Origin of the sequence: Marinomonas balearica, assembly GCF_004362145.1 — a bacterium.
In the GTDB taxonomy this organism is placed as follows: Bacteria; Pseudomonadota; Gammaproteobacteria; order Pseudomonadales; family Marinomonadaceae; genus Marinomonas; species Marinomonas balearica.
This window is the reverse complement of the sequence record NZ_SNXC01000001.1, coordinates 1-25,946: the sequence shown is the minus strand read 5'-3', so window position 1 is coordinate 25,946 and position 25,946 is coordinate 1. Positions and strand designations below refer to the sequence as shown.

The 25,946-nt window shown below is 43.2% G+C and carries 26 protein-coding genes and 1 pseudogene; 13 read left to right on the top strand and 14 right to left on the bottom strand.

Going from position 1 to position 25,946, the window contains the following annotated elements; genetic code table 11:
- Positions 1-39: 39 nt before the first annotated feature.
- Positions 40-372 carry a nitrite reductase small subunit NirD gene (nirD, locus tag DFP79_RS00140; protein ID WP_013662971.1) on the top strand — a complete coding sequence of 111 codons (333 nt, stop codon included), beginning with the start codon at positions 40-42 and terminating at the stop codon, positions 370-372.
- A gap of 65 nt (positions 373-437) precedes the next feature.
- On the opposite strand, the gene DFP79_RS00135 is transcribed toward nirD, so the two are convergent.
- Entirely contained in the window at positions 438-1,076 is a 639-nt protein-coding gene (locus DFP79_RS00135; protein WP_133501786.1) for a glutathione S-transferase N-terminal domain-containing protein, read from the bottom strand.
- A gap of 385 nt (positions 1,077-1,461) precedes the next feature.
- Here DFP79_RS00135 and DFP79_RS00130 point away from each other — a divergent pair, with 385 nt between their 5' ends.
- From DFP79_RS00130 to DFP79_RS00115, 4 genes are all read left to right on the top strand, one after another.
- Positions 1,462-4,230, top strand: a complete 2,769-nt coding sequence (locus tag DFP79_RS00130) for a nitrate reductase (RefSeq protein ID WP_133501784.1) — start codon at positions 1,462-1,464, stop codon at positions 4,228-4,230.
- Positions 4,227-5,240, top strand: a complete 1,014-nt coding sequence (locus tag DFP79_RS00125) for a glycosyl transferase family protein (protein WP_133501782.1) — start codon at positions 4,227-4,229, stop codon at positions 5,238-5,240. Before DFP79_RS00130 ends, DFP79_RS00125 begins: the two co-directional genes overlap by 4 nt.
- A complete protein-coding gene (gene mobA / locus DFP79_RS00120; RefSeq protein WP_133501780.1) occupies positions 5,213-5,902 on the top strand; it encodes a molybdenum cofactor guanylyltransferase in 690 nt (229 codons plus the stop codon). Before DFP79_RS00125 ends, mobA begins: the two co-directional genes overlap by 28 nt.
- A gap of 131 nt (positions 5,903-6,033) precedes the next feature.
- Entirely contained in the window at positions 6,034-6,642 is a 609-nt protein-coding gene (locus DFP79_RS00115) for a LysE family translocator (RefSeq protein ID WP_133501778.1), read from the top strand.
- A gap of 17 nt (positions 6,643-6,659) precedes the next feature.
- Here the strand turns inward: DFP79_RS00115 and DFP79_RS00110 are convergent, their stop codons facing one another.
- Complete coding sequence (locus DFP79_RS00110) at positions 6,660-7,493, bottom strand: AraC family transcriptional regulator (RefSeq protein ID WP_133501776.1); 834 nt, start codon at positions 7,491-7,493, stop codon at positions 6,660-6,662.
- A 126-nt stretch (positions 7,494-7,619) separates the two neighbouring features.
- Here DFP79_RS00110 and DFP79_RS00105 point away from each other — a divergent pair, with 126 nt between their 5' ends.
- Both DFP79_RS00105 and DFP79_RS00100 read left to right on the top strand, forming a co-directional pair.
- Positions 7,620-8,615, top strand: a complete 996-nt coding sequence (locus tag DFP79_RS00105; RefSeq protein WP_133501774.1) for a hypothetical protein — start codon at positions 7,620-7,622, stop codon at positions 8,613-8,615.
- A 352-nt stretch (positions 8,616-8,967) separates the two neighbouring features.
- Positions 8,968-10,188 carry an MFS transporter gene (locus DFP79_RS00100; protein ID WP_133501772.1) on the top strand — a complete coding sequence of 407 codons (1,221 nt, stop codon included), beginning with the start codon at positions 8,968-8,970 and terminating at the stop codon, positions 10,186-10,188.
- Between the two features lie 214 nt (positions 10,189-10,402).
- On the opposite strand, the gene DFP79_RS00095 is transcribed toward DFP79_RS00100, so the two are convergent.
- From DFP79_RS00095 to DFP79_RS00080, 4 genes are all read right to left on the bottom strand, one after another.
- A complete protein-coding gene (locus DFP79_RS00095) occupies positions 10,403-11,257 on the bottom strand; it encodes a PA4780 family RIO1-like protein kinase (RefSeq protein ID WP_133501770.1) in 855 nt (284 codons plus the stop codon).
- Positions 11,258-11,485: 228 nt separating this feature from the next.
- Positions 11,486-11,989: a DUF6174 domain-containing protein gene (locus DFP79_RS00090; protein ID WP_133501768.1), complete on the bottom strand. Its 504-nt coding sequence runs from the start codon at positions 11,987-11,989 to the stop codon at positions 11,486-11,488.
- A 60-nt stretch (positions 11,990-12,049) separates the two neighbouring features.
- Positions 12,050-12,304 (bottom strand): hypothetical protein, encoded by a 255-nt coding sequence (locus DFP79_RS00085; RefSeq protein WP_133501767.1) that lies wholly within the window; start codon positions 12,302-12,304, stop codon positions 12,050-12,052.
- 83 nt (positions 12,305-12,387) lie between these two features.
- Positions 12,388-12,732, bottom strand: coding sequence for a YciI family protein (locus DFP79_RS00080; protein ID WP_133501765.1), 345 nt, complete (start codon positions 12,730-12,732; stop codon positions 12,388-12,390).
- 163 nt (positions 12,733-12,895) lie between these two features.
- On the opposite strand from DFP79_RS00080, the gene DFP79_RS00075 reads away from it, so the two are divergent.
- The 4 genes from DFP79_RS00075 (at position 12,896) to DFP79_RS00060 (ending at position 16,938) form a co-directional block, all read left to right on the top strand.
- Positions 12,896-13,963, top strand: a complete 1,068-nt coding sequence (locus DFP79_RS00075) for a GlxA family transcriptional regulator (RefSeq protein WP_133501763.1) — start codon at positions 12,896-12,898, stop codon at positions 13,961-13,963.
- 179 nt (positions 13,964-14,142) lie between these two features.
- Positions 14,143-15,123, top strand: coding sequence for a TRAP transporter substrate-binding protein (locus DFP79_RS00070; RefSeq protein ID WP_133501761.1), 981 nt, complete (start codon positions 14,143-14,145; stop codon positions 15,121-15,123).
- Positions 15,120-15,632 (top strand): TRAP transporter small permease, encoded by a 513-nt coding sequence (locus tag DFP79_RS00065; RefSeq protein ID WP_133501759.1) that lies wholly within the window; start codon positions 15,120-15,122, stop codon positions 15,630-15,632. The genes DFP79_RS00070 and DFP79_RS00065 overlap by 4 nt, the downstream gene beginning before the upstream one ends.
- A gap of 1 nt (position 15,633) precedes the next feature.
- On the top strand, positions 15,634-16,938 hold the full coding sequence (locus DFP79_RS00060) for a TRAP transporter large permease (protein ID WP_133501757.1): 1,305 nt from the start codon (positions 15,634-15,636) through the stop codon (positions 16,936-16,938).
- Between the two features lie 78 nt (positions 16,939-17,016).
- On the opposite strand, the pseudogene DFP79_RS00055 reads toward DFP79_RS00060, so the two are convergent.
- Positions 17,017-17,319, bottom strand: a pseudogene (locus tag DFP79_RS00055) (DHCW motif cupin fold protein); the annotation flags it as partial.
- An 85-nt stretch (positions 17,320-17,404) separates the two neighbouring features.
- A complete protein-coding gene (locus tag DFP79_RS00050; protein WP_133501755.1) occupies positions 17,405-18,055 on the bottom strand; it encodes a nucleotidyltransferase domain-containing protein in 651 nt (216 codons plus the stop codon).
- A 127-nt stretch (positions 18,056-18,182) separates the two neighbouring features.
- On the opposite strand from DFP79_RS00050, the gene DFP79_RS00045 reads away from it, so the two are divergent.
- Positions 18,183-19,745 (top strand): hypothetical protein, encoded by a 1,563-nt coding sequence (locus tag DFP79_RS00045; RefSeq protein ID WP_133501753.1) that lies wholly within the window; start codon positions 18,183-18,185, stop codon positions 19,743-19,745.
- Positions 19,746-19,754: 9 nt separating this feature from the next.
- On the opposite strand, the gene DFP79_RS00040 is transcribed toward DFP79_RS00045, so the two are convergent.
- Genes DFP79_RS00040 through DFP79_RS17845 form a run of 3 tightly spaced genes read right to left on the bottom strand, consistent with a single transcriptional unit; the run spans position 19,755 to position 20,947 of the window.
- Entirely contained in the window at positions 19,755-20,225 is a 471-nt protein-coding gene (locus DFP79_RS00040) for a hypothetical protein (protein WP_133501751.1), read from the bottom strand.
- A 44-nt stretch (positions 20,226-20,269) separates the two neighbouring features.
- The gene (locus DFP79_RS00035; RefSeq protein WP_133501749.1) at positions 20,270-20,707 is read right to left on the bottom strand and encodes a GNAT family N-acetyltransferase; all 438 of its coding nucleotides are present in this window, start codon (positions 20,705-20,707) and stop codon (positions 20,270-20,272) included.
- A 9-nt stretch (positions 20,708-20,716) separates the two neighbouring features.
- Positions 20,717-20,947 (bottom strand): hypothetical protein, encoded by a 231-nt coding sequence (locus DFP79_RS17845; protein ID WP_166637604.1) that lies wholly within the window; start codon positions 20,945-20,947, stop codon positions 20,717-20,719.
- A gap of 254 nt (positions 20,948-21,201) precedes the next feature.
- On the opposite strand from DFP79_RS17845, the gene zapE reads away from it, so the two are divergent.
- Positions 21,202-22,368 carry a cell division protein ZapE gene (gene zapE / locus DFP79_RS00025; RefSeq protein WP_133501747.1) on the top strand — a complete coding sequence of 389 codons (1,167 nt, stop codon included), beginning with the start codon at positions 21,202-21,204 and terminating at the stop codon, positions 22,366-22,368.
- 127 nt (positions 22,369-22,495) lie between these two features.
- Here the strand turns inward: zapE and DFP79_RS00015 are convergent, their stop codons facing one another.
- The 3 genes from DFP79_RS00015 to DFP79_RS00005 all read right to left on the bottom strand — a co-directional run bounded on the left by DFP79_RS00015 (position 22,496) and on the right by DFP79_RS00005 (position 25,824).
- Positions 22,496-22,822 carry a site-specific integrase gene (locus DFP79_RS00015; protein WP_243730158.1) on the bottom strand — a complete coding sequence of 109 codons (327 nt, stop codon included), beginning with the start codon at positions 22,820-22,822 and terminating at the stop codon, positions 22,496-22,498.
- A 224-nt stretch (positions 22,823-23,046) separates the two neighbouring features.
- Entirely contained in the window at positions 23,047-24,693 is a 1,647-nt protein-coding gene (locus DFP79_RS00010) for a P-loop ATPase, Sll1717 family (protein WP_133501746.1), read from the bottom strand.
- A gap of 552 nt (positions 24,694-25,245) precedes the next feature.
- Positions 25,246-25,824, bottom strand: a complete 579-nt coding sequence (locus DFP79_RS00005) for a GNAT family N-acetyltransferase (RefSeq protein ID WP_243730157.1) — start codon at positions 25,822-25,824, stop codon at positions 25,246-25,248.
- Between the last annotated feature and the right edge of the window lie 122 nt (positions 25,825-25,946).

The window sequence follows — 25,946 nt, the reverse complement described above, 5'->3', positions numbered from 1 at the left end:
CTAAGGGGAGGGAAAAGGTAGCCGTTAAGAGGTACTGAAATGAACTGGAAATACATTTGTCATCAAGACGAACTAGAAAACGAAATCGGAACTGCTGCGCTTGTAAACGGACAACAAATTGCGTTGTTTCGCATTGATGAAGCAGAACACATCAAAATCTTTGCTCTGTCTAATTGGGATCCTTTTGGCAAAGCCAATGTACTTTCGAGAGGGATTGTAGGCGATTTAAACGGACAACCCGTGATCGCGAGCCCGTTATACAAACAGCATTTCAACCTTGAAAACGGTCATTGCCTAGAAGATGAAAATTGCATTTTACCTACTTGGCAAACCAAGATTGAAAACGGCGACGTATTTGTAGCGGTGAACTAATACCAAAGCGCTCAAATAGATAAGGTGTATTGGCGAATGGCGCTGTACACCTTATCTATCTCTCTTTAAATACTATTTCTAAGACCCTCAAAGCTCGGTTTTTCGGCCAATGTCTCAAGGCTAATTGTTTCCAATACGTCGCTGAAAGGTGATTTTTCAAGAAAAGCTTCAATCTCTCCTGCTGCATGTTGTTCAAACAGCGCCTCATGACGAAGTTGTATATACGCTAGGGCAATATGAAAGTATAACGTCGCCAGTGTTTTCTCTTTGTAGGCGGGATTCTTTCGAATGTCTGTTTTCGACCTTAGAAGCGCTTCTTTTAGCCCCTCGATACCACGCGTAGTCAGTTCGTTCTTGCCCTCGGTAAAGCGCTTCAATGCCACCGTTTTAAACGCCACGTCCATTAGAGTTTTGGCTGAACCAAGCAGTGCCATTTCTTGTTTGTTGGTAAGGTCCATTGGTGCGAGGAAGACGTTACGATAGGTTGCGAGTAGATACTGACAAATGACCATGCTTTCCGTCAAAACGGTTCCATCGTCGAGTTCCAATGCAGGGATGATACAAAAAGGATTCACCTGTTTTAATGCATCTGGCGACGACCATGGATCCACCCAAACAAGCTCAACAGAAGCCTTTTCCGACATCAAAGCTACAGCTGTCACAACGCGTGAGAAGGGAGACGTTTCATTTAAATAGAGTTTCATCAGCAATCCTTTTTTGACGTAATTTGAGACCTTTGTACGAAGTCACGAGCAAAGGTCTCAATTTGATATGCAATTACATACCGAGAGTAAATAAAGCATGCCCTATTACCCTGCACTTCGCACCAACTCTGAGCAAATTATTTTCAGGTTAGATCGATAGTCGATGCCTAGAAACGCTAGTATTTTGATTTATATAAATTTTTATTAGTTGGCTCATAGTTTGCTTTATATGAAATGCTTCTAGTAAGCACGACGATTAGCTTGTCGTACTCGGTGGTGGGTACGATCAGTCAGGCAATGTGGCCCAGTTTCCCTTAGAGAAGGTGCGTTTTTCGCGGTTTCTCTAAGGGAAACTGGGCCTTTTTTTTGGACGAGAGGTAGACAAGTGCAGGTGATAGGTAAAACAACCTGCCCGTATTGCGGGGTTGGCTGTGGTGTCGATTTTCCAGTCAATGAGTGGAAAGAAGATATCAGACCGCTTGAGAACAACAAAAATAAAAACGATAAAAATAAAGTATGCGGTGATGCCCATCATCCTGCTAATTTTGGTCGCCTGTGTGTTAAAGGCAGTAACTTAATCGATACACTTGGGCTCGATGGACGTTTGTTGCACCCCGTTGTAAAGGGTAAACAAGCGTCTTGGGATACTGCTCTAGACACAATCAGCACAAAAATAAAGCAAGTCGTTGAGGAGCACGGTCCCGACGCTTTTGCTTTCTACCTCTCGGGCCAAATTCTTACCGAAGATTATTATGTGGCAAATAAGCTCGCCAAAGGGTTTATTGGCACAGCAAACGTCGATACCAATTCTCGACTCTGCATGGCGTCAGCCGTGGTCGGCTACAAGCGTGCTTTCGGCACAGACACTGTTCCCTGTTGTTATGAAGATTTAGAGCAGTGTGATCTTCTGATTATGATTGGTTCCAATGCGGCTTGGACGCATCCCGTTTTGTTTCAACGTATATCCGCCGCAAAACAAAAACGTCCTGAAATGAAAGTCGTCGTAATCGACCCAAGAGAAACGGCTACATGCGATATTGCAGACCTTCACCTTGCTATAACGCCCGGCAGTGACGCGCTTATCTTTAACACTCTGCTGGTTGAATCGGAACGCCGAGGAAAACTGGATTCTCAATTTATCAATGACCACACCAACGGTTTTAAAGATACTGTTCAAGCAGCTCGTGCATCCTCACCAAGCATCGAAAGCGCAGCCCAAGAAGCGGGCATATCAGTCAACGAACTCAGTAAATTAGTCGAATGGTGGTGCCAAACGGAGCGCACCGTTTCTTTTTATTCTCAAGGCGTTAACCAATCTTCCAGCGGTGTAGACAAAGCCAATGCCATTATTAATTGTCATCTGGCAACGGGTCGTATTGGCCGCGAAGGCATGGGGCCGTTTTCAATTACTGGTCAACCTAACGCGATGGGTGGCCGAGAAGTCGGCGGACTCGCAAACCAATTAGCGGCGCATATGGACTTTGCCACACCCGGCGCCATAGATTTAGTCCAACAGTTTTGGCAAGCGCCCAAAATGGCAACGCAGAACGGCTTAAAAGCCGTCGATATGTTTCAAGCCATCGAAGAAGGCAAGGTAAAAGTGGTCTGGATTATGTCGACGAACCCGATGGTCAGTTTGCCAGACACCAACCAAGTCCGCAGAGCTTTAGAAAAATGTGAGTTGGTGATTGTCAGTGATTGCCAAATGAACACCGACACAGCCGCGATGGCTGACGTATTGCTGCCCGCAACCACGTGGAGCGAAAAAGACGGAACAGTCACCAACTCGGAACGACGCATATCTCGTCAACGAGGTTTACTGCCAGCTCCTGGAGAAGCGAAACACGACTGGTGGGCAATGTGCGAAGTCGCAAAACGTATGGGCTTTATGAAGGCGTTTAACTACGCTAGCCCTAACGAAATTTTCATCGAACACGCTGCGCTTTCCGCCTTTGAAAACGCTGGTTCAACGTTACGAGACTTTGATATTGGTGAGTTAAGTACGCTCAGCAAGCCTGAATACGATGCACTTTCGCCCATACAGTGGCCAGTTACGCCTAGCCAGCCACAAGGCACAAAGCGAATGTTTGAAGACGGTTTGTTTTTCACTCCCGACCGAAAAGCTCGCTTTATTCCCATTACGCCTAAAGCGCCCGTTGAACGTCCAAGCGAACAATGGCCTCTTGTTCTCAATACAGGACGCCTGCGCGATCAATGGCATACTATGACGCGTACAGGTAAAGCCTCTATTCTGCTCAACCACAGTGAGCAACCTTACGTGGAAATGTCACCCAGTGACGCAGAACGTTTGGCCGTAAAAGACAAAACACTGGTGAAATTAAGCTCGCGTGTTGGCGAGGTATTGATGCGCGCTAAAATCAATGAAAAACAAAAATCAGGAAACGTCTTTGTTCCGATTCACTGGACCAATCAATACAACAGTGCAAACGTCATTTCCAGTTTGGTTCCTCAAGTATTTGACCCTCTTTCAGGACAACCAGAATCTAAACATGCTTGCGTTAATTTAGAGCCTGTAGAATGCAGGTATTATGGTTATGCACTCGCTTTGAACCCACTTGAACTGTCGGCGTTTGATTACTGGAGCGACGTTACCATTCCCAAAGGAAAACGCTACGAAGTCGCGATTAAATTGCCTTTGGATCTCACATCTCTCGTACAACAAGCGATACATAATGAGTCGGAACAGAGCGCTAATTCAGGCGACATTGTATGCCTGACCTATACGAACCCGATTACAAACGAACATCGCTTTGCTTTCATCACAAAAGAAGGCAGTGAATCTCGCCTTGTCGCCGCATTCTATTTTTCACCGTTCCCCAATTTACCAGACAGCCGCTGGTTGACCAGCCTGTTCGAGCGAGAAGACCCGCTCAACACATCGGAACGAATCGCGCTGCTCGCAGGCTTACCGACCGATGTCGAAGACAAAGGTGACATTATATGTTCCTGCTTCCAAGTCGGAAGCAAACAAATAGAAGCCAGCATCCACAAAGGTTGTCGTTCGGCCGAGGCACTAGGTGATTCCCTAAAATGCGGCACAAACTGCGGCTCCTGCATCCCTGAGCTAAAAGCACTCATAGAGTCCACCAGCACGACATCAACGACCTTAGACAGTGAGGAGTTAGCCTCATGATCGACGATTTTAAACACTTTATTAAAATCCTTGGGCGTGGCAAAAAAGGCACCAGAAGCTTGACGTCAGAAGAAGCGCAACTTGCTATGCAAATGATTCTGAACAATCAAGCACTGCCTGAACAAATCGGAGCCTTTTGGATGCTTATTCGCATTCGAGAAGAAACGGTGGCAGAAACCGTAGGATTCACTCGTGCGGTTCGAGAGTTTTTAGCGCAAAACCGCACAAACGCATCTCAAGTCGATATCGACTGGCCAGCCTACGCAGGAAAACGTAATGAATTACCTTGGTTTTTGCTGTCTGCTTTAACCCTTGCACAAGCCGGCTATAAAGTTGCAATGCACGGTCACTCATTTGATGAAGAGAACCGTATCTATGTGCAAGAGACGATCCAGTGGTTGGGTTTAAGCTCTGCCGATACAATTCAAGAAGCAGAGGAAAACCTTGAGCGGGGTAACTTCACTTATGTTCCGTTAAACGCCATTTCAACGAATTTAGCCGAACTAATGGATCTAAAACTGACTCTGGGGCTGCGTTCTCCCGTCAACACAGTGGTTCGGATGATGAATCCATTCAATGCAAAACACAGTGTTCATGGCGTGTTTCACAAAGGGTACGATGAACTTCATTTAGACGCGGCAGAGATTTTAAAAGACCCGTCGGTCGCGGTGTTTCGAGGCGGCAATGGGGAAGCAGAAGTAAATCCTGAACGTGATGTCACAGTGGGTTTTCTAAAAGGCAATACTAACCAAGTTCCTGATTGGCAAACATGGAACAAAGCCGAACAGCAACACGTTCGCCAAAAAGACAATTTAGATCCTATTCGATTACTTGAACATTGGTCAGGATCAAGCGAAGACGCTTTCGGTCAACAAGCCGTATTGCAAACCCTCACGGTCGTTGTCATGATGCTCTTTCCAGATTTCAATAGAGAGCAGGCTTTGAAAAAAGCGGAAGTCCTGTGGCAACAAAGAGACAAACAATGCTTCAAACGGACACAAGTCGCGTAGATACAAGCCATATAAACAACACGTCTTCAATTACCGTTGCTGGATTGATCCTGTCCGGCGGCCGAGGCAGCCGTATGGGCGGAGTAGAGAAAGGGCTCGTCGACTTTCAAGGCAAGCCGATGGTTGGCTATGCTCACGCTGTATTAGCACCTTTATGCTCGCCGCTACTGCTCAGTGCTAATCGCCAAATTGACGACTACATTGCACTCACATCAGGCGAAATAGACATTGTTCAGGACATCCCCGAGTTTCAGGATAAAGGCCCTCTATCAGGTATTCTTGCCGGCCTAGAGCGCATGCAGGAACCTATAAAAGAACACAGGTTAGAAAAAATCGATGCCCAGTGCTCGCATCTGCTCATTTCCCCGTGTGATACCCCTTTAGTGCCCAGTGAACTCTTTCAGGCTTTGATTAGCAAAGCGCACGCTTCGCCAAATACCGCTTTCTACATTCAAAGTGACTCCGGTGCACACCCGCTGCATGCGATTATTCCCACTTCCATTAAGGGAGAAAAAACGCTCACATTGTTAAGACGGTTTTTGCAGAACAACCCACCTAAAGTAATGAGCTTCTATCAGTTGATTAACGCTCAATCGGTTGTTTGGCCTGATGAGAGTGAACTTGCCAATCTCAATCGCTCGTCTCAATTACCTAACAACTGATTCTCAAACGGATCTCATCTAACTGTGTCAAAACAACCCCGTTCTTTTAGTTGGTCAGTATTCTTCAATACCTAACTTCGCTCGCCTGCGAAACTCCTTTTATTCATTTTCTATCATAAAAAGGAGTGGTTATGAGTGCTTCGATTCTAATACCTATGAGTATGTTTGCATTGGCATCGTCGCTTTCACCGGGTCCGGTGAACCTAGTGTGCATTAGCAGCGCTGCACGATTTGGTGTGTTTGTAGGTTTGATGTTCGTGACAGGATCAACACTTGGCTTTATTGCCTTATTTGGTTTGATTGGCTTAGGGCTGCACCACCTCATTACGGCGTTACCTTGGTTTATTCCAGCGCTTCAAGGGGCGGGGGTTTTGTTTCTTTTATATCTAAGCTATCAGCTTTTCAAAGATGACGGCGAAATAGCAGATAAACACTCTCATAATGCACCTACCTTTTGGACAGGAGCAATAATGCAATGGGTTAACCCAAAAGCATGGCTCGCGTCGTTTTCTGGAATCGCAACCTATGCAACTGGGTCAAACGGAGAAGACCACGCATTGCTGTTGATGTTTATCGTGGTCTACCTGCCCATTTGTTGGTTGTCGCTCAGTGCTTGGGTAATGGCAGGCGCGGTATTAGGCAATTGGTTGAGCACACCAATAAGAGTTCGACGATTAAACAAAACCCTTGCGATTGGGCTGGCGTTAAGCTGTTTGACGATCTTAATCAATGTCACGTAGCGCCGCGACGAATACTCTTAACGATGTATAGAGCGATATTGATTCGGTGTTGCGGCCACTCGCTCTTTAAAGACGCGTTGAAAGTGCGCCTGATCACTAAACCCAAATGCGTTAGCAACCTCCGCAATAGGCACGCCATTTTTTAGTGCTAGCTGACCAAGCTGGATGCGACGATTTAATCGGTATGCGTGAGGTGTCATCTTATAATATTGCTTAAATTGACGCGTCAAATAGCTGGCGCTGTAACCAAACTGGTCTGCAATGTCCTCGATAGGCGTCTCTAAATGGCAATGTTCCAACAAATAATTCGCGACTCGTGCTAGCTTATTTGGCGTCACTGGAAGTTTTGATTCTTGAGCAGCGGCTTTGTCGATCGATTCAAACAAGTGGCATAAGAATGATTCCAGTGCCGTTGTTTTATCACTCTGTGCTCCGTGCTCAGAGAATAAAACCTCCGCCATTGCCCTATAGCGCTCAAACAAATCAGGCGACGTCAGCCAGTCCGTTTGACTTGGTTCCCATGAAGGCGTTGATCTCACGCCGTTTCGATGAAGAAGCTTTGCTAACCAGTCACAATCGACATGCATCATATAGTAGGACCAAGGTGATCCGACTTTGGGGTTACAGGCATGCACCAACTGCGGGTTCATGATAACCAAATCTCCCGCTGCGACATCGTATATACGATCGGCGCAGAGGTACGCGCTCTCACCGCCTAAGATAGCACCAATCGACCATTGCTCATGTGAATGAGGAACATAGCGAACCTTGTGCCCATCGATAATGTGTCGAAGTTCTACAAAAGGAAGCGCGGTATCTCGCCAAAATAGTGGTTGAGTTGTTGGAGTCATAACAGTGCTTCGAATCTCTTTGTTTCTAAGGAAAGAATGTGACAACCTTGAAACGCGATGCGTTATCCTTCATGGTACGCCTCACACGCTTTAAAAGTAAACATTCATCATAAAGGCACCATAAACATGTACACGGATGAAGATCTAGACAACGCCGCCGCTCAAGGCATTTTTCAACCGGAGGATGTTGCGAGCTTTCGTGATTATATGCAGTCCATGCGACATACAACGTCTGCGGACGAAGAAAATGTTCGATTGATCACAAGCTTCAACGACATCTTCGTCGTCATTGCGATGGGGTTATTTTTGTTCTCTCTCGTCTGGTTAGGCGACTCTTTCCATGATGCCGTAGGTCCGCTATTGGCCGCTGTCGCGTCGTGGGGGTTAGCAGAGTTTTTCGTGTTAAAACGCAAAATGGCACTGCCTGCGATAGTCTTGCTACTGAGTTTCACTGGCGGAATTTTCAGCGCTTGTTCTATTTTCTTTATGTCTATTATTGCCGCCGAAGAAAACAGTTTAATCATTTCCGCTATCGTAACCGTCGCCGCAGCCTATCTACACTGGCGCCGTTTTGCTGTACCTATCACCATTGCGGCAGGCGCTATCGCAACGCTTGTGTTCTTTGTTTCGCTGGCACTGTCTGTCTTCCCTACCCTACAAGACATTCAATACATTGACGAATTGGCGTTTATTTCCGGCGCGCTCTTATTTGCCTTTGCTATTTGGTGGGACGCTCAGGACAGAAAACGCGTTAAAAAACAATCCGACATCGCATTCTGGCTACACCTAAGCGCAGCACCGCTGATCGTTCATTCGGTCTTTGCTAACCTAACAGCCGATAATACAGGTGGCACGCAATTGCTCTCCATCATTGCTTTGTATCTGGTGCTTACTGTTATCTCTCTAATTATCGATCGCCGTGCATTTATGGTGTCGGCCTTAGCGTATGTTTTGTATGCGCTCGTTGACTTTATGAACACCTACGGCATGTTAGAAGACAGTCTTGCAACCGTTGGTGTGACACTTGGCTTATCATTGCTGGTATTATCCGGGTTCTGGCATAAGGCCAGAGCACAAATTGTGAGAGTACTGCCCGATCCGGTGCGAATTAAAGTCCCCTAATCGGTCCTATGACGGCTGAAAAATGTCGCTTTTAGGCAAAAAAAGTATCCATTATCGCGGTATGGTGGCCACTGAAAATGACACCTTGCCAGATTCAAATCTAGGCATGTACAAGGCAGTACGCACGGTCTAAATAACGACTTTTTTGCACAGCACCCTCGTGCAAAAAAGCAGTGCGACAACACGTAACATGCTAGAAGCCATCACCAGACTAGTGTTCACGCAGATCAATAGTCTGTATATAGATCAAAAAGGACAGTGCAAATACGCTTTCTGAGACGCTCAGAAAGCTCAAAAGGACGTGGGTTAAACCAGTGTACTTGTTTGTATCTTCCAAAACTTAGGATTAGTTATGTCTACCCCAGTAAAACTCGTTAGCTTTGCCATTGCGTTTACTTGCGTACTATTAGCGCTTAACTTTGGTTTACGCTCCTCTATGGGCTTTTTTATGGCCCCGATTTCCAATGAATTTCACTACGGTCGAGAAGTATTTGCGTTCTCTCTTGCCTTACAAAACCTTTGTTGGGGATTATTCCAACCCATCGCAGGGGCCTTTGCAGATAAATATGGCACAGCAAAAGCCGTCGTTATTGGTGCTCTTATCTATGCCTTGGGTCTGTTTGTGACCGCCCATGCAGATGGGATTTTAGGGTTAAACTTAGGCGCTGGACTCTTAATGGGCATGGGCATAGCCGCAACGGGGTTTGGTGTCGTTTTACCTGCAATGGCTCGTATGGTTCGTCCTGAAAAACGCGCGTTTGCTTTAGGATTAGGCAGCGCGGCGGGCTCAGCAGGACAGTTGTTGGTCATTCCTGTGGCACAAGGGTTTATTGAAGCTTACGGTTGGCATACTGCACTGATATTACTGGCTGGCTCAGCACTTCTCATGACGTTCTTGGCCTTGTCGTTCAAAGGTGTAACAAACTCAGAGCAAAGTACGAATGCTCAAGATACCCAAACGTTATCAGAAGCACTTAAAGAGGCGAGCAAGCATTCACATTATTGGTGGTTAGTGATCGGCTTTTTTGTCTGTGGTTTCCAGCTGGCTTTTATCACAGTCCATATGCCCGCTTTTTTGACTGACCAAGGTTTTGACGAAAGCATTGCCGTTGCAAGCTTGGCATTAATCGGCTTGTTTAATATTTTTGGTTGTTTGTTATCTGGCTCGTGGTCAGGCAAATATTCTAAGAAAATGTTGCTGACCTATATTTATGCTTTACGGGCTATTTCTATTGCTGCGTTCATGTTGTTACCTATGACGGCCATGAACGTCTATGTTTTCTCGATTGTAACGGGGCTATTGTGGTTAGCAACAGTGCCACCGACGTCTGGTTTGGTCGCGCAAATGTTTGGCCTTAAGTACATGGGCACGCTGTACGGCATTGTCTTTTTGAGCCATCAACTTGGCTCCTTCTGTGGTGTTTGGTTAGGCGGTTATCTTTACGATGCAACAGGTTCTTACAACATCGTTTGGTGGATGGCAGCAGGCATTGCATTCTTAACTGCAATAATCCATATCGTGATCGATGAAAGACCTGTGGCTCGCGTTCGCGCGATGATGGCAGCCGGTTAATCTCTAAATCGGGCCGTAATCTGGGTCAGATATAAATTAAGGGCATAGGTCGAGCAGATCTGTGCCCTTTTTTATTTAAGTGTAGTAACCAACAACGTATGGCTCTACAACCCTCTTGATGGGGGATATTGTCTTTAGACCGAAATAAAAACACCCGCAAATGTCCGTAAAACGACGTTGCAGGTGTTTTTTAATAGCTGTTTAGCTTAATGAGTCAGTCTTCTTCAGCTTCACGGAGACGCTCTTTGCGCTCTAGCTCTTCTTTCAAAACAGCGTTGATTTCTTCTAACACGACATCAACATCAGGGCTATCACTGTTATCGACAAATTCACCAGTAAGGGCGGTATTAGGTGTTAAGTTACCGTCTTCATACAGCGCCCACATTTCATTGGCGTACTGAGTGTGTAATAACGCCGGAGCAAATTCACCGTAATATCGGCGCATATTATTGACGTCACGCGCGAACATTTCTTGTGCACTGTTATTCGCAGCGGCATTGACCGCTTGAGGTAAATCAATAATCACTGGGCCGTAATCATCAACGAGTACATTAAACTCAGACAAGTCACCGTGCACAATGCCTTCACAAAGCATAAGCTTAATGTAATGCATCATGAGAGCATGATCTTCAATCGCTTGCTCTTCCGACATGGTCACATCGCCAAGACGCGGAGCAACATCGCCCGCTTCATCTACAACTAATTCCATTAACAGCACACCGTCAATGCAACCAAAGGTTTCAGGAACACGTACTTGTGCTCGCGCCAAACGGGACAACGCATCGACTTCGGCATTTTGCCAAATTTCTTCCTGTTGTTGGCGGCCATAGTTGGAGCGCTTTTGCATCGCTCGGGCTTGACGACCACTGCGTACTTTACGTCCTTCTTGGTATTGCGCGGCCTTTTTAAAGCTACGCTTAACGGCATCTTTATAGACTTTAGCGCATCGAATCTTGTCACCACAACGGACAACAAATATATCGGCTTCTTTGCCGCTCATTAGGCGACTGATCACCTCATCGATTAAACCGTCTTCGATGAGGGGTTGTAGACGTTTCGGTGTTTTCACAAGGTACCAGCTTTGAATGGTGATTGACGATTAATCGGCTATTTTATCAGCATATTTCGATGTATGTTGGAATCCATAAAACTAAGTTTAAAAAAAGTACATTTTTTTATATTGAACAGACAAAAAGTGACTGATGAGTTGGGGTGATTGCAGAGTTAAGCAAAAAATTCAGAGCCTTATAGCTATGTATAAGACTCGAGAATACGAACATCGATATAATACGTATGTCTATTGGAAGCCTTTGATGCTGTATACCGTTCCATCACATTCACCTTCAGACAGATCAATAAAAAACGCGACAGGGAATCCGTACTGTTGATTAAACTCTGGAGGGCTATCTGTATCTCTCGGATTTCTCGAAAACACCATTGTATTTGATGCAGCTGCGTCGGCCATTAACGAAAAAACGCCATCGATTGTAGGATAGTTACCAACATCGATAGTAACACCACGATCTGGTACGTACACACTCACCACGACTGAATTTTCCACCGTAATGACTCTTGATAGTGCAGGATCCGCTTGTGGGCAATCATTTAACGAAGCGTCATAGGTGAACATGTAGTTCTTTATATCGCTCGATTTCCATAAAGCCAAATTGCTCTCAATCAGGCTCTCTGTACTGGTTTTCGTACTAGTGTTTGTACTTTTATTCGAAGACTTCTCTTCACCGCAGCCAACTAAACCAATCAGAATACAAAAGGCTGAACACACATTTTTCATAGTTTTCATTGAGATACTGTCCTTGTACATAAAAAGCTTAATGAACCTCCGTCCCGTTCCACGGCATTGCTATATGCCATATCGAATCTTATCTGCTACCAAAACGATACAGATGAACGCGGTTACGGTAACAATCAAACCGACAAAAATGGTTATGTTAATTGACGTTTGTGTTCTTTCAACTGGTGGATATGAACCGCCGGAAAGCAGCTTCAAAGTTCCTTTTCCCAAGTAAAAAACAATATTGTCTAATAATACAACGATGAAAATAAATTTCAGCACTTCGACGACGAAGTCGAACAAGATTTCTAAGACGTTACTCACATTCTATTCCATAGTACATATGAATGAACTTTCTCTTCAAATCAGAAAAAAAACGCACTCAATTTTCCAATAAAAAACCATTATTAGGTGTCAGATTTTTCATGAACTCCCGCACTAACCGAACTGGAATCTAAGGCAATACGAAAGGGGTGCAATTCGCCATGCATTACACCCAATTTAACAGCGGGATCAGTATTCATTACCGTGTTCGCTTCACGCTCAGACTCTGCGTAAAAGATGACGATGCCGAATGTCGATTCGTCTTCAACCAGTGTTCTGCCGGCTATTCTGACAATTCCTCGCTCAGTTAAATCTCTTAAGTACTCGTAATGTTGCTTCAACACTACAGCTTCATCGTCGGTCGGGCCGGAAGTCAGCATATCCGGTCGGGTAGGAACAATCTTATAGATAAATTGATTCGTACTCATACTGAATTACCTCATAGCACCTAATAAGAAAGCAGGATTTCCAAAAGATTACCCTAACTTAAAACAACGTTAAGTTTAAATACATGGCTTAAACGAAAAACGGCATTTTTTGTGCTTGGAAACAAAACGCTCTGTTCATAAAGACTCAGAAAGGAATCCAAGTATGTTAGAAATGAGAAGCAAGCCAAACTCCACGTATTTTCAAAGCCACCTAAAGCGCTCAAATTTTGCACATGCTAACTCAAACTTAACAACAAACTCTTCGATACAGCCAAAAAGAGCCAATTTTGTGCTACTCGATCATTTTTCTATGTCCTCGTTTTCCATTGCCATCGATTCTCTGATCACTCTGAACCTAGTGCATGGCACGCCACTGTACGAATGCAAAACATACAGTATAAACAGCAACAAAGTCCTGTCTGATATCTCTCTCGAAATTAAGACTGATGGCAATATACAAGACATTGAAACAAGCAAAGACACTGTTTTAGTGATTTGTGGCGGGTTTCGTAGTCCGCTAAAGTCCGAACCGTTGCTTACTAAAAAACTAACCAAATCAGCCCAATCAAATGCCACCATCATAGGGATATGGAACGGAAGTTTTTATATTGCCAATAGTAAAATCAAAACAGGAAGCACCATCTCGATACATCAAAATAACAAAGCCATAATGGAAGAACGGTTTCCCGCGTTAAACGTATCCACATCGACTTTTACCGAGGAAGATAAAGTACTAACCTGCTCCGGCCCCAACAGCACATTAGACATGATGCTCCAGCTCATCAATCGCTCACATGGAACCGCCTTTTCACACGCCGTTGCAGAAGTGATTGGGTGTGATCGGTCTAATAAAAAAGACTCAAATGCGATGAATCGTTTTCTGTTTTCTGAATCACACACCCCTGATTGCATAAAAGAAGCGATCCAGCTAATGGAAAACAATGTAGAAGACCCATTAAGCATAGGGGAGCTGACGCAACTCGTTGGAACCTCTCGACGACAAATCGAGAGGTTGTTTAAAAACCATGTGGGTGTCACCCCTGCACGTTATTATATGGAGTATCGATTAACTCATGCACGACAACTAATCCAACAATCTAACCTAAGTATATTTGAAATATCGATTGCGTGCGGATTCGTAAGCGCAGCTCACTTTAGTCGTACATATCATAGATTCTTTGGTAAATCGCCAATCGACTTCCGTCGTTCATTTCTAGAAAGCGAAGCGTAAACTTTTCAGCTCAAAGAGTGAACAACCAAAGGCAAATTCCGCCCGCCTAAAACCTCTCGTTATCAATAATATCAAAAACAACTTTGCGCATTCCGTCAACGTTCCGCCGCAATAAGAAAACCCGCGAAGAGGCAAGCAACCTAGAGTCAAGGTATCCCAACGCCCGAAGGAAAAGTTGTATGCGCTATCCTAGCCTATTATTAGTATCTCTTGCCTTGCTCCAAGCCCCATTTACACTAGCCGACGCAAAATTTGATTTCTCAAACGAATACAATGCAACCTCAATTCATGCGGAAGGCGACAAATATTTCATCGAACAAGTCGCTAAGCTAAGCGAAGGCAAGATAGACATTACCCTCCATACTGGTGGCTCTCTCGGTTTTAAGTCTGCTGATAATTTCTATGCGGTTGCGGATAACGCCATTCAAATTGCCGATACCTTAGCAGGCAGTATGGCCGGAATAGACCCTATATTTCTGCTATCATCATTGCCTTTCATCGCTGAAAACGAAGACCAAGCCAAGACCCTATACAAGATTGCAAAGCCTTATTATCAGAAGATCTTCGCACAAAACGACCAGATTCTACTCTATGCTTCTCCTTGGCCAGCCAGTGGTATTTGGTCGAAGAAACCGGTCACAACAAAAGAAGAACTCACCAACTTAAAAATCCGTACCTACGATAAAAATGGAACCCTGACTCTACGAGAAGCGGGAGCAGAACCGATTAAATTGTCTTGGGGCGATGTTGTGCCTCAATTATCGACAGGGGGAATAAAAGCCGTACTAACGTCTGCTGATGCTGGAGCCAGTGGGAAATTTTGGGAGCACCTAAATCACTACAGCGCGATTCAATATGCCATCCCTCTCAATATGGTGCACATGAACAAAGAAGTCTTTGACGACTTATCGACTGAAGAGCAAAGCGCGATTTTGAAAGCGGCCGCATTAACAGATGCGCATAATTGGAAAACCGTAAAAACACGTGTTGCAGGAAACTATAAAGAGTTAACGTCTCATAATGTGACGCTTCACGAATCCTTGCCAAACTCCTTTATCGGTTGGTTGCAAAAATCTGCTCAGCCCTCTCTAACTGAATGGCTAGAAGACACGGGAGAATCAGGCCAAAATATTATGGCTGAGTTTGAGAAAAGTAAATGATCACTAACTTACTAGTGCTCTTTTCCAGACGGCTTAACCAGCTGTCTGGTTTGCTTGCTATGCTACTTATAGGCTACCTACTCTGTCACATCCTATTAGAAATAACGTTACGTTTATTTGGAACATCGACATACGTACTTGATGAATTTGTTGGTTATGCCATTGCCACAATTACGTTTCTGGGATTGGGTTACAGCTTAGAGAACAATGGTCTGATAAAAGTAAATATATTGAGTGATCACCTGCCTGAAAAACATCATTGGCTATTAGACCTCATCATTTCGTTTCTAACTTTTAGTCTTTTTTCTTGGATTTCTTATTACTGGTACTTCAATGTTTCAAGGAGTTTTAAACGAAACATCACCAGTGAATCCATTGCAGAAACACCTCTATGGATTCCAGAAAGCATGGTTTTGATCGGCTTAGGTATTTTGTGTTTCACACTCTTTGTTCGCATGTTTTTACTCATTTCTACACGCCAGCCCCCTAACGCCGAGACACTGAAATAAAATGGAAACTGTATTATCTGCCGCCGCTATCATTCTCTTAATACTCTTGGTTCTTGGGCTTGGAGTGTGGGTGTTTTCAGGCTTAGCCATTGTCGCCTTACTCTCTCTCATTGTCATTGGAGATGTCAGCGTAGACCGTGCGGGAGCCATACTTAGCCGCATTCTTTTTAGATCGGCCAACTCTTGGGAGTTATCAGCCATCCCGCTCTTTATATTAATGGGAGAGCTCATTTTTCGGTCAGATATTTCAGATAGACTTTTTAGAGGCTTAGAACCTTGGACTAAAAAAATTCCGGGCGGAATCTTGCATACCAATGTCTTTGGTTGCGCACTCTTTGCGGCCGTCAGTGGCTCAAGTGCTGCAACAACAGCAACCGTTGGAAAAATCACAACAACAGAACTCAAGAAACGCGGTTACAACAGAAAACTGTCCATTGGCTCCTTAGCGGGAGCGGGAAGTTTGGGTCTATTAATCCCACCCTCTCTTGTCATGATCGTCTATGGCATACAGTCGGAGGTTTCAATCAGTAAGCTGTTTATGGCAGGTATTTTACCTGGGGTTTTAATCGCTGCACTTTACTCAGGTTACATAATATTCAGAACATTAAGAACACCTTCTCTTTGCCCTCCTGAACAACCAAACACAACCGGTAAACTAAAAAGTATCGCGCTATTAATGCCCGTTTTCTTACTTATTACCATTGTGATGGGCGCTATTTATACGGGCATCGCAACGCCATCAGAAGCCGCAGCAGTAGGTGTCTTTGCGACAATCGTTCTGTTAATAAAAGAAAAGCAGCTGTCGTTTAAAATGATACAAGAAGCAATGAGATCCACACTGCTTAGCTCAACCATGGTGTGCAGCATCTTAGTTTCTGCGGCTCTATTATCGACCGCGATGGGGTTTCTTCATTTACCGTCAGAGCTTGCCAACTACATTGCCAGCCTTGACCTTTCTCCGGCTTTATTGCTTTTAGCATTGGCTATATTTTATATCATCCTTGGCCTATTTTTAGATGGAATTTCCATAACGGTGATGAGTTTGCCGATCACTTTACCCATCATCATTCAAGCAGGCTTTGATCCCATTTGGTTTGGCGTCTTTCTCGTCATACTTATAGAACTCGGGCAAATCACACCGCCGGTTGGCTTCAATCTTTTTGTCTTACAAGGGTTAACAGGAGAGAAAATTGGTCAAGTCGCTGCGGCTTCATTCCCGTTCTTCGTTCTAATGTGTTTAGCCGCATTCATACTTTGCTTAATCCCAGAGATAGCGTTATGGCTACCCTATTTGAATATGGAGTAACCACTCACCGCGTATGAACACACATCAATAGCCAATATCTAAGCAAGAGATAAAGGGCGATTTTCCGATTTAAGGCACTTACTTGGCATTGGACTGTAAAAACGCTCCATCAATGATGAGCAACTTTACGCCCTTCTCTGCCGTGATCGAGCGATGAGAGCTAAGGTCGTCTGACACTATGTATGACATGCCGGACTCTAATTTGGATTTTGTACCATCCTTTAACTCGTTTACCACTTCACCTTCCAAGCAGTAGACAATGTGTCCTTTTTCGCACCAATGGTCCGCTTTATAATGTTTGGAATACTCAACAAGCCGAACTCTTAAACCTTCAAACTCAATTGTTTGCCAATAGGCAGTTCCAGTTTCGCCCTTGTGCTCAGTTCGAGGAACACCTTCTCAGTCTATTGTCTGAAACGGGATACTTACATTTTCCATGGTGACTCCAATTTAAAGAGGTCTAATACTAGGACTTTCTCACGTCCATTGCTTGTACTTGTTCTGTGTTTGTAACGGCACTAACCAAATCATTTAGCACTGCTAAGTCTGTTGGATCAGAGAGCACCTTATCAAACAATAGATAAGTAGCTGGATCATATTCTTCCAACCAAGCAAAGCTTTGTTTAGAACCAATATACCAAAGGTTCCGCAGACTGAAATATATTTCAAGAAGTTCAACTGATAACCAAGTTCTTCGATACCTAGCTTCAGTTGAATTTCCACCCGCTCTAATGAGCATATTATTGGACCATTCAACTAAATGAGACACCTCGTCAGGTTTAAGTGGCTCTGGCCCCTGATTAAAGATCGCAGTAACATCCTCTATAAATTTCTTGCCATTGCCCTTGCTGTCGAGAAAGACTTCACCACCAACAAATCTCAGGAATTCGTTTTTATTTGGAATTGCGTCTTCCAAACTGTAAATCCAGCAATCAAGCTTCCTTCCTTCAAAAGTGCGAACATCTTTTGAAACTTCAGGGGATCTACAGAAACAGGCAACATCAATATCACTGTCTTCAGTGAAATCTCCTCGAACAACAGACCCATAGAGAACAATAAATTCGGGGGCGTGTTTTTCAGTTAATTCACTAATTGCACGAAGCGCTACTTCTTTCATCCATTTCCTACAAAAAAATTAAGGGTTATACAGCGGCGCAGCCGCGACTTTCAACTATAAAGAAACTTGTACATTACAGCCTTTCAAAGCAACATAGACATTCTTCGCCTGCCGCTTCAGGGATGACATGAAAAACCTTATTCTCGCTACACTGATCTTAGCTCAACCCGCTCTCGCAGACTCGGACCCCTTTGCGGAACTGGAATCCGAACTTAAGCACAGTAAAAAGAGCTCGAAGTTCGAGCATTTTGAAGACGACATGCTAGAAGACTTCGACCGTTTCAAACAATCCGTAGACGACGACTTTGATGCCTTTAAAAAGTCGGTAGATAATGAGTTTGCCAGTTTATTACAGCAATCATGGCAAGAGTTTAATGCCATAAAAACCTCAGCACCTTATACAACACCCAAACCGTCAACGTACCCAATTGCGAAAAAGCAAGAGCCGCTCAATAACGACGAACTTAAACATTCCCCAAAAGTAGAGATAAAAGCGAAACCAATACAAACCGCCACTCCCCCCACCAAAGTGATGCCTAAATTAGAGGAGCGCAAAAAGAAGATTCAGTTTCATTTCTTTGGTGAAAGCATCACGCTAAATTACGATCGAAGCCTGTTATTCCGTTTTAGAAGCACCAACAACGAAAGCATCGGAAGCGTATGGAAGCAACTGAGTGAATCCAAATACCAAACATTGGAATCTCAAATGCAAGATTACATCAAAGCGCTAGCACTAAACGACTGGGCAAAATACCTGTTTATTCAACAAGCAGGGCAAACGCTCTATAAAAATCAGAACAAAGCGAACTTATTCACTTGGTTTATGATGGTTAAAATGGGCTACGATCTCAAAGTAGGCTACGACAAACACGATGTTTACCTCCTTTCAGCGATGCAACACAGCCTTTACAGCGTGCCGTTTTTTAACATCGACAATGCGCGATACTATTTATTGCCAAACAGTGTATTGGAAAACAAAGCATTAACAAACAAAGCATTAACAAACAGAGCATTATCCAAAGAAAGCCGCCCAATCAAGCGTCTGCATACATACAAAGGCCACTATCCAGATGCAAGGCAAAAGCTCTCTTTTGCAATCAAAACGCCACTTAGAATCGACAACGACATTCAGCGCAAAGCCTTAACCTTTGATTTTGAGAACCGCTCCTACACCGTCAACGCAACGTACTCAGACACTCTGGTTTCCTTTTACAACACCCTGCCTCAATCCGACTATCGCATCTACTTTGATGCCACCAACTCAAGGCAAATAAACAACTCCCTTCTGAAAGGCCTCTCAGTTCATATAAACGGAATGACCGAACTGGAAGCCGTGAACTTTTTATTGCGCTTTACTCAAACGGCTTTCAAATACAAAACAGACGGTGACCAATTCGCTTATGAAAAAGTCATGTTTCCCGACGAAACGATTCACTTCCCATACAGCGATTGCGAAGACCGCAGCATCCTATTTCAAACATTAGTAAAAAGCCTACTGGGGCTAGATGTAGTTGGACTGAAATACTCTAATCACGTTGCTACCGCGGTGTCTTTGTCACACGAGGTTCGAGGTGACAGTGTTAACTACAAAGGGAAAAGGTATACCGTCGCCGACCCCACTTACATCAACGCCAATGTTGGCATGACCATGCCGCAGTACAAAAAAGCAGACTTTACCGTGATTGAATAAGAAAAAGACTTACTCTTCACTTAAACAGGTATTAATAATATTTAACGCACTTCTTTCAGCTGAAGGCTGGAAAAGGAACCGTAGAACATCTGTCAATAAAGATAAGAAGATAATAGGAACGAGCAACACTGAGAACAGTGAGATTTCCTCACCCTCCGTATTGAAAAAAACACTAATCAACTGCCAAACCCCAAACAAACCAATCGCAATATTCAGGGGGCCGAATACTTTACTGCTTTCCAATTTACAGGTGTTAGATAATTCATGATAACGCACAGTGAAGCGATATAAAGATTTCCAAGTTCCGACCTGCAGTCGATCCCCGCGCTTATCAATAGAGGCTTTAAATCCGTGCGCCATCAGCTTATTTCGTACTTGTTCTAACTTCATGTTTTTTATATCCATATCTTCTACATACTGACTCGGTAAAGCGTAACAATATCCGCGAGATTTGTGCAATGAATAATTCAGGGCATCCATTTTATAACCTAACAGTTCTGAATGACCTGAATTAATATTATTGCTTACAGATCCATGCAGTAAAAAAAGTTGTCATTTTTAACAAAACCAACTTTTTCATACAGGCTCTGAGCCGTTTTATTACTTGCTTGAGTCTCTAAGAATAAGCCTCTTGCATTCTCTTTTATGGCCATCTGTTTTGCTTTTTCAATTAAGCTATTGGCAGCACCTTTGCCTCTGGATTCAGGAAGTACATATAAGTCATTCAGCAAAAATAATTTTTTCATGGCGGTCGATGAAAAGAGTGGATACAGCTGGGTAAAACCAACAACTTCGCCATTATCTATAGCTAATAAAATGGTTGAGTCATTGTTTTCTAGACGATTTTTTATAAATTCGACTTCTTCCATCGGGTTGTTATCGCATTGATTAAATGCACGATAATCGTGGAAAAGAGAAACAACCTGTTCTAAATCCTGTATTTCAGCGTTTCTTACTAGCATTAGAGTTCCTTAAGTTCCTTCGATAAATTCAGTGACATTTATGGGGTAATTTGAAGCCTTATCCACGACCCCCTGTGGACACCATGTAGCTTCTATAGAGACTTGGAACATGGCTTGTGCAAGTCTAAATTCTTTATACAAATCGCAGCTAATTACTTCCTGTTCAAGTTGCTCGGAGAAAAGCACGGCAGACACCGCATAAAATGCAGTAATAGTAAGGAGTGTCAGACAAACTGACATGTTGGCTTCTTGGTCTAGGCATAACGAATTCCCTCATCCTTGAGTTTGTTATTTGAGACTAACGAGTTATCGATTTTGCGTCAATAAAGTGATAGGTGGTCTGTATAGAAAGCGGTCGGTATAGAAAGTACAGAACGAGGAGTTTTCACAATCTTATAGAAAGGCATCTGCCAGAAAATAAACGAGTGCCTCTCTTGTGAATATAGGGATAAAGAGGGACAATTTTTCTTTTACCGTTAGAGACGCCCTTCTGCATGTTATCACCGTCACAAGCTTATCTTCTTCGTATTAATCAGCATAATATTGTCTCTGACGAGCACCAGCAGGCTGCTTTGGCGGAATTAGATAGAGTCCACCAGATCTTAGTTTCTACGACTTCCCCATCGAAAAATCAGGGCATAAATATGACGTCCACACAGGCCGAAAAAAGTCTGTGTAAAGGCGTTTATATGTGGGGAGATGTGGGGCGCGGTAAAACGTTTTTAATGGATTTATTCTATGAATGTTTGCCTGAGGGCGTTGGTCTTAGATTGCACTTTCATCATTTTATGGCGCGGCTGCATAAAGAATTGAACCTTGCTTTTGGTCAAAAGAATCCGCTAAAAGGCATCGCGAAAAGATTGGCTTCAGAGTGTCGGGTCTTATGTTTTGACGAATTTTTTGTTTCTGACATAGGCGACGCCATGCTGTTGGGTGGTTTGATTGAGTCCTTGTTTGAAGAAGGGGTTGTATTGGTCGCGACGTCAAATATAGCCGTTGAAAACTTATTCCAAAACCAGCTACAAAAGCAACGATTTGCGACGCCTATTACCTTATTGCAAGCAAATGTTGTGAGTATTAATCTGGCGGGCGGTAAAGATCATCGTTTACGCCATACGCATGCCGCCCCGATGTATTTTGTCCAAGAAGAGCAGAAGCTAGAGTCTGTTTTTAATCAACTGACTCAAGGCGCGATTCAACAAGAAGAACTACAAGTATGTGGTCGGCCAATTAAAATAGTTAAAGAATCAGACAATGTTGTCTGGTTTGATTTTTATGATTTGTGTGATGGCCCGAGGTCTTCTATGGATTATATGGCATTAGCGGCAAGGTATTCTTGTATATTGGTCTCCGGCATTCCTGAGCTCAGTAGTGAGCCGTTTGAGCATATTAAAGCGCGTGGTACCGAAGATGGCGCGATAGGGTCTGGTCAAACAGGCGATCGAGAAGTGGCGCTGGGTATTAATGATGATGCGGTTCGGCGCTTTATCAGCTTGGTTGATGAATGTTATGACCATCAGGCGGTGCTTTTTCTCAATGCCGATGTCCCTCTTGATTCTTTATATTTGAATGGTTCTTTATTGTTTGAATTTCGCCGGACCTACAGCCGTCTGATTGAGATGGCGTCGCTTTACTACCAAGGTTTACGCGCTAAATCGTGAAATACGGTGATAATAAGGCGTGTCAGGCAGGCTGACCTGTTGGCTTCTTGGTCTAGGCATAACGAATTCCGTCATCCTTGAGTTTGTTATTTGAGACGAACGAGTTATCGATTTGGTATTAATAAAGCTATGGGTGGCCTGTGTAGACTTTGCCTGTGTAGACTTTGTGTAGATTTGGGTGAGGTAAAGCAACTCTTAAACGGTTTCTAGACAGCACCTTCTGGTACAAAAAGTTCAGAGCATGAACACTCTGTCGGCAACTTGACCAACTCCAGCCCCGATCCCGTATAAGATGTAGGATATAACGCTGTATATCTGCCCGCCGAATACGGTCGGGCGGTAGGTTAAAGTAGCGTGAGGCTTCACCAATCTGATAAAGATAGGCCTTTTGAGTCAGGGGGGATAACCCTTCAAGGGTCATTGAATCAATGATTTTTTGACGTAACGCAGACATATAAACTCTCCTATAATGAATTAACAGGACAGTTAAGTTTGGTCGCTAACGGCTAATTTTGGGTATTCAAAGAACGCTCCGCGAAGCGGCTTAGTTCAACGCCGCATTAAGATGTGAGCAACGCATCCACAAAACTTAACCATACCACCGTAAATACAAAACCCAACGATGGAATGAAAAATGCCAAGCGTTGGGAATCACTCTTAAATGCTTTGTTATGTCACTTAAGTTACGAACATTGATTTGTCTTCAGTTTCGATATCTAGAGCTCGGTAGAGCATTTTATGAATTTTCAGATGGCTCGACCGTTTAACTTCACCCTTACTCACACTTGATTGATCAATATGCGCCCACAGAAATGTATCTAAAGAACTAACCTTTACACCAATCGCACCAACTCGATATAAACACTGCAAAATCGCATATAATACATCGGTATCTTTTACTGATTTAGCTTCAAAGTAGCTATGAACCATTTTGACACATGGGTCATTATTGTGAGCCTCACTTAATGCTATAAAAACATCATTTAGACGATCTTGATTTATAGCTGAGCGTGAAAATGTAGACGGTAGACCTCGTAAAATTTCCACAGTATCTTCAAACGATGGATACATTTCACCCCACTCTTCTTTTAAAGATTTTAACCGTTTTTCAGAATAGTTCGCTTCAGCAGAAATTAGAGCTCTCCAAGATACTCGCTCACGTTCAGAAGCTATGTTAAAAGCTTCGTTCACAAATTGCAGAACATCACGAGGACGCCGTAATGTTCTTTCAAGAATAAACCCTATGGCAGTTTGCCCTCCACCTTTCTTGGGTTTGGGGAAAATATGGTCTAAGCTAACAACCTCTTTAGTATATTGAACTCGGAACACTTCATTAATTCTAAGTTCGACCAGCTTAGTTAGCTCTTCGGTGCTCCATTTTAATTCCAACATGTAGGCTTCATATTTTTCTTCTTGAAACCCAGAATCTCTAGTTTGGTCATAAACTAAATCCAACAAATCTTTTCTCAATGCAGCAATAATTTTTACTGTTTCTATCTTTCGAAATGATTTAATTTCCTCAATAAGTGCTCTAATAAATCGGCAACGAGTTGAGGTATTAGCCCAATTTTCATCTAATTGGTCAATGACTATATAGAATTTTTTTTGATTATCATCAAAAGAGTAAAGAGCTAACAACTCAAGAACCTCGTTAAGCTTTTTTATTTGCAGCCCATTTACAACTTGACTTGCACGCTGTCTAATCTCAGTCCGTTCTTGTTCCGAAAGTTTTTCAACACCATCGATACTAAGGGATACACCCGAATATTTCGCGCCTATCGATGCCTTCGTATCATTTTCTAGCTTTGACGTAATTTCACGTAAATGTTCATCAGTATCTAACCAGAACTTATCACCCCACTCGTTGAAATACTCTATAGCTTTTTTCTTAGCCTTATCTCTTCGTAACCAAGAAAATATACCATCTGTAAAGCGCTTTCCATCCTGTTCATTTCTAATGTCATATCGCAACTTCAAAATTTCTACGACTAATAAGTGCCGCCAAAGTAGTTTATAAAACAAGTCCAATTTTATATCTAAAGCATCAAAAAACTTAATAATATCCGAGTGTTCTAAAAATCTTACAGATATATCATTCGGATCAAGCCTAGAACAATGATCTGCTGATGTTTCAATTTTATGTATTAAGGCACTTTTTCCCGAACCAGTTCTACCAAGTACAACCGCAGCAGGGTTACTTACATCAAGTAATTCGTCAAGATCACCTTTATCTACAAAGCATTTATCTAACAATGAACTATCTGTTTCTGCGTCTAACGCTCCAACTTTTAGATTTCTTGTAATTTTAATTCCCGCATCAACCATCTAAATACCCTTATAAGTCCATTGCAGTCAATATACACTCGGACCCATAAACATTCTGTGAGTTGAGTATTGAGTTGAGAGAGTGACTTAACATTTTATTAATAGGCATACTCAACCGCACTGGTATGATTTTTACCCGACCTCTAACACTCTAATCTAAACAGAGTTTTAGCCTTTCAGACAAACCGTGCCATGTTGATGAGCATATGTATGTATCGGTATGGCACACTATTTCAGCCATCCATTCACTGTATATCTGATACTAATACACTTTCTGAAAGCACAAAAGACAACGCGAGAAGGTGAATATCATTCACCTCAGAAATAGTGTGCCATTTTTGAGGTAGGGCATAAATAAACGGGTTATATACCCTGTTTTCTATTCGATAACGCTGTGAGTAACTTCGATGTGTGTGTCACTTATTGTTGCCCTGATAAGGAAATAAATACAATAAAAGTGTAAATTAGCTCAATCTCGTATAACGCCACCAACACAGACGAACGGTAGCGAGTCCAGCCCACGCTTTTTGTGGGCGATTGTGGTTGGCTTTGTTAGGCAAGTTTATATTCAAGGTTTTGTTTAATACTAGGCCACTCATTTTTAATTATACTGAAAAGCAGAGAGTCTCTTACCCTACCATTGGGCATGACCATATGGTTACGCAATATTCCTTCTTGTTTTGCACCAAGGCGCAATATGGCATTGCGCGACGCAGTATTTAGATAATCAGTGAGAAACTCGACACGGTTTAAATTTAATACTTCAAAAGCATGTGCAAGCATAAGTAGCTTTGCTTCTGTGTTTATCTTAGTTTTTTGAAAGGATTTACCTAGAAAGGTAGATCCTATTTCCACTCTATTATTTCGAAGGCTTGCCCTCATAAAACGGGTAGAGCCAGCTACTTTATTAGTAGTCTCATCAATTATAGCGAAAGCCAAACCATCACCCGCTTGGTGTGCCAAATAGGCATCATTTACAAAACTTTCAACATCATCTAGATGAGGAACAAAGGTAACAAATAATTTCCATAGTTCTCCGTCAGAAATTGCTTGGCATAAGCCTTCCTTATGACTTTCTGACAAGGGTTCCAGACGAACATGCGTTCCTTTCAGTATTACTTTCTCAAACATTATAATAACCTCTGGTCACGGATTACCTAACGCTTACAGCACGCGCGAGTTTACGAGTCGCTGTGCATGTACTTGTTAATGGCTACCACTCCTCGATTTCAAGGTTAGGCCACCGCTGTTTA

Excerpts from the sequence above, each read along its gene's own strand:
- nirD (WP_013662971.1), top strand. The coding sequence starts at position 40 with ATGAACTGGAAATACATTTGTCATCAAGACGAACTAGAAAACGAAATC.
- DFP79_RS00135 (WP_133501786.1), bottom strand. The coding sequence starts at position 1,076 with ATGAAACTCTATTTAAATGAAACGTCTCCCTTCTCACGCGTTGTGACA.
- DFP79_RS00125 (WP_133501782.1), top strand. The coding sequence starts at position 4,227 with ATGATCGACGATTTTAAACACTTTATTAAAATCCTTGGGCGTGGCAAA.
- mobA (WP_133501780.1), top strand. The coding sequence starts at position 5,213 with ATGCTTCAAACGGACACAAGTCGCGTAGATACAAGCCATATAAACAAC.
- DFP79_RS00115 (WP_133501778.1), top strand. The coding sequence starts at position 6,034 with ATGAGTGCTTCGATTCTAATACCTATGAGTATGTTTGCATTGGCATCG.
- DFP79_RS00110 (WP_133501776.1), bottom strand. The coding sequence starts at position 7,493 with ATGACTCCAACAACTCAACCACTATTTTGGCGAGATACCGCGCTTCCT.
- DFP79_RS00105 (WP_133501774.1), top strand. The coding sequence starts at position 7,620 with ATGTACACGGATGAAGATCTAGACAACGCCGCCGCTCAAGGCATTTTT.
- DFP79_RS00100 (WP_133501772.1), top strand. The coding sequence starts at position 8,968 with ATGTCTACCCCAGTAAAACTCGTTAGCTTTGCCATTGCGTTTACTTGC.
- DFP79_RS00090 (WP_133501768.1), bottom strand. The coding sequence starts at position 11,989 with ATGAAAACTATGAAAAATGTGTGTTCAGCCTTTTGTATTCTGATTGGT.
- DFP79_RS00080 (WP_133501765.1), bottom strand. The coding sequence starts at position 12,732 with ATGAGTACGAATCAATTTATCTATAAGATTGTTCCTACCCGACCGGAT.
- DFP79_RS00075 (WP_133501763.1), top strand. The coding sequence starts at position 12,896 with ATGTTAGAAATGAGAAGCAAGCCAAACTCCACGTATTTTCAAAGCCAC.
- DFP79_RS00070 (WP_133501761.1), top strand. The coding sequence starts at position 14,143 with ATGCGCTATCCTAGCCTATTATTAGTATCTCTTGCCTTGCTCCAAGCC.
- DFP79_RS00065 (WP_133501759.1), top strand. The coding sequence starts at position 15,120 with ATGATCACTAACTTACTAGTGCTCTTTTCCAGACGGCTTAACCAGCTG.
- DFP79_RS00060 (WP_133501757.1), top strand. The coding sequence starts at position 15,634 with ATGGAAACTGTATTATCTGCCGCCGCTATCATTCTCTTAATACTCTTG.
- DFP79_RS00050 (WP_133501755.1), bottom strand. The coding sequence starts at position 18,055 with ATGAAAGAAGTAGCGCTTCGTGCAATTAGTGAATTAACTGAAAAACAC.
- DFP79_RS00045 (WP_133501753.1), top strand. The coding sequence starts at position 18,183 with ATGAAAAACCTTATTCTCGCTACACTGATCTTAGCTCAACCCGCTCTC.
- DFP79_RS00040 (WP_133501751.1), bottom strand. The coding sequence starts at position 20,225 with ATGGATGCCCTGAATTATTCATTGCACAAATCTCGCGGATATTGTTAC.
- DFP79_RS00035 (WP_133501749.1), bottom strand. The coding sequence starts at position 20,707 with ATGCTAGTAAGAAACGCTGAAATACAGGATTTAGAACAGGTTGTTTCT.
- DFP79_RS17845 (WP_166637604.1), bottom strand. The coding sequence starts at position 20,947 with ATGTCAGTTTGTCTGACACTCCTTACTATTACTGCATTTTATGCGGTG.
- zapE (WP_133501747.1), top strand. The coding sequence starts at position 21,202 with ATGTTATCACCGTCACAAGCTTATCTTCTTCGTATTAATCAGCATAAT.
- DFP79_RS00015 (WP_243730158.1), bottom strand. The coding sequence starts at position 22,822 with ATGTCTGCGTTACGTCAAAAAATCATTGATTCAATGACCCTTGAAGGG.
- DFP79_RS00010 (WP_133501746.1), bottom strand. The coding sequence starts at position 24,693 with ATGGTTGATGCGGGAATTAAAATTACAAGAAATCTAAAAGTTGGAGCG.
- DFP79_RS00005 (WP_243730157.1), bottom strand. The coding sequence starts at position 25,824 with ATGTTTGAGAAAGTAATACTGAAAGGAACGCATGTTCGTCTGGAACCC.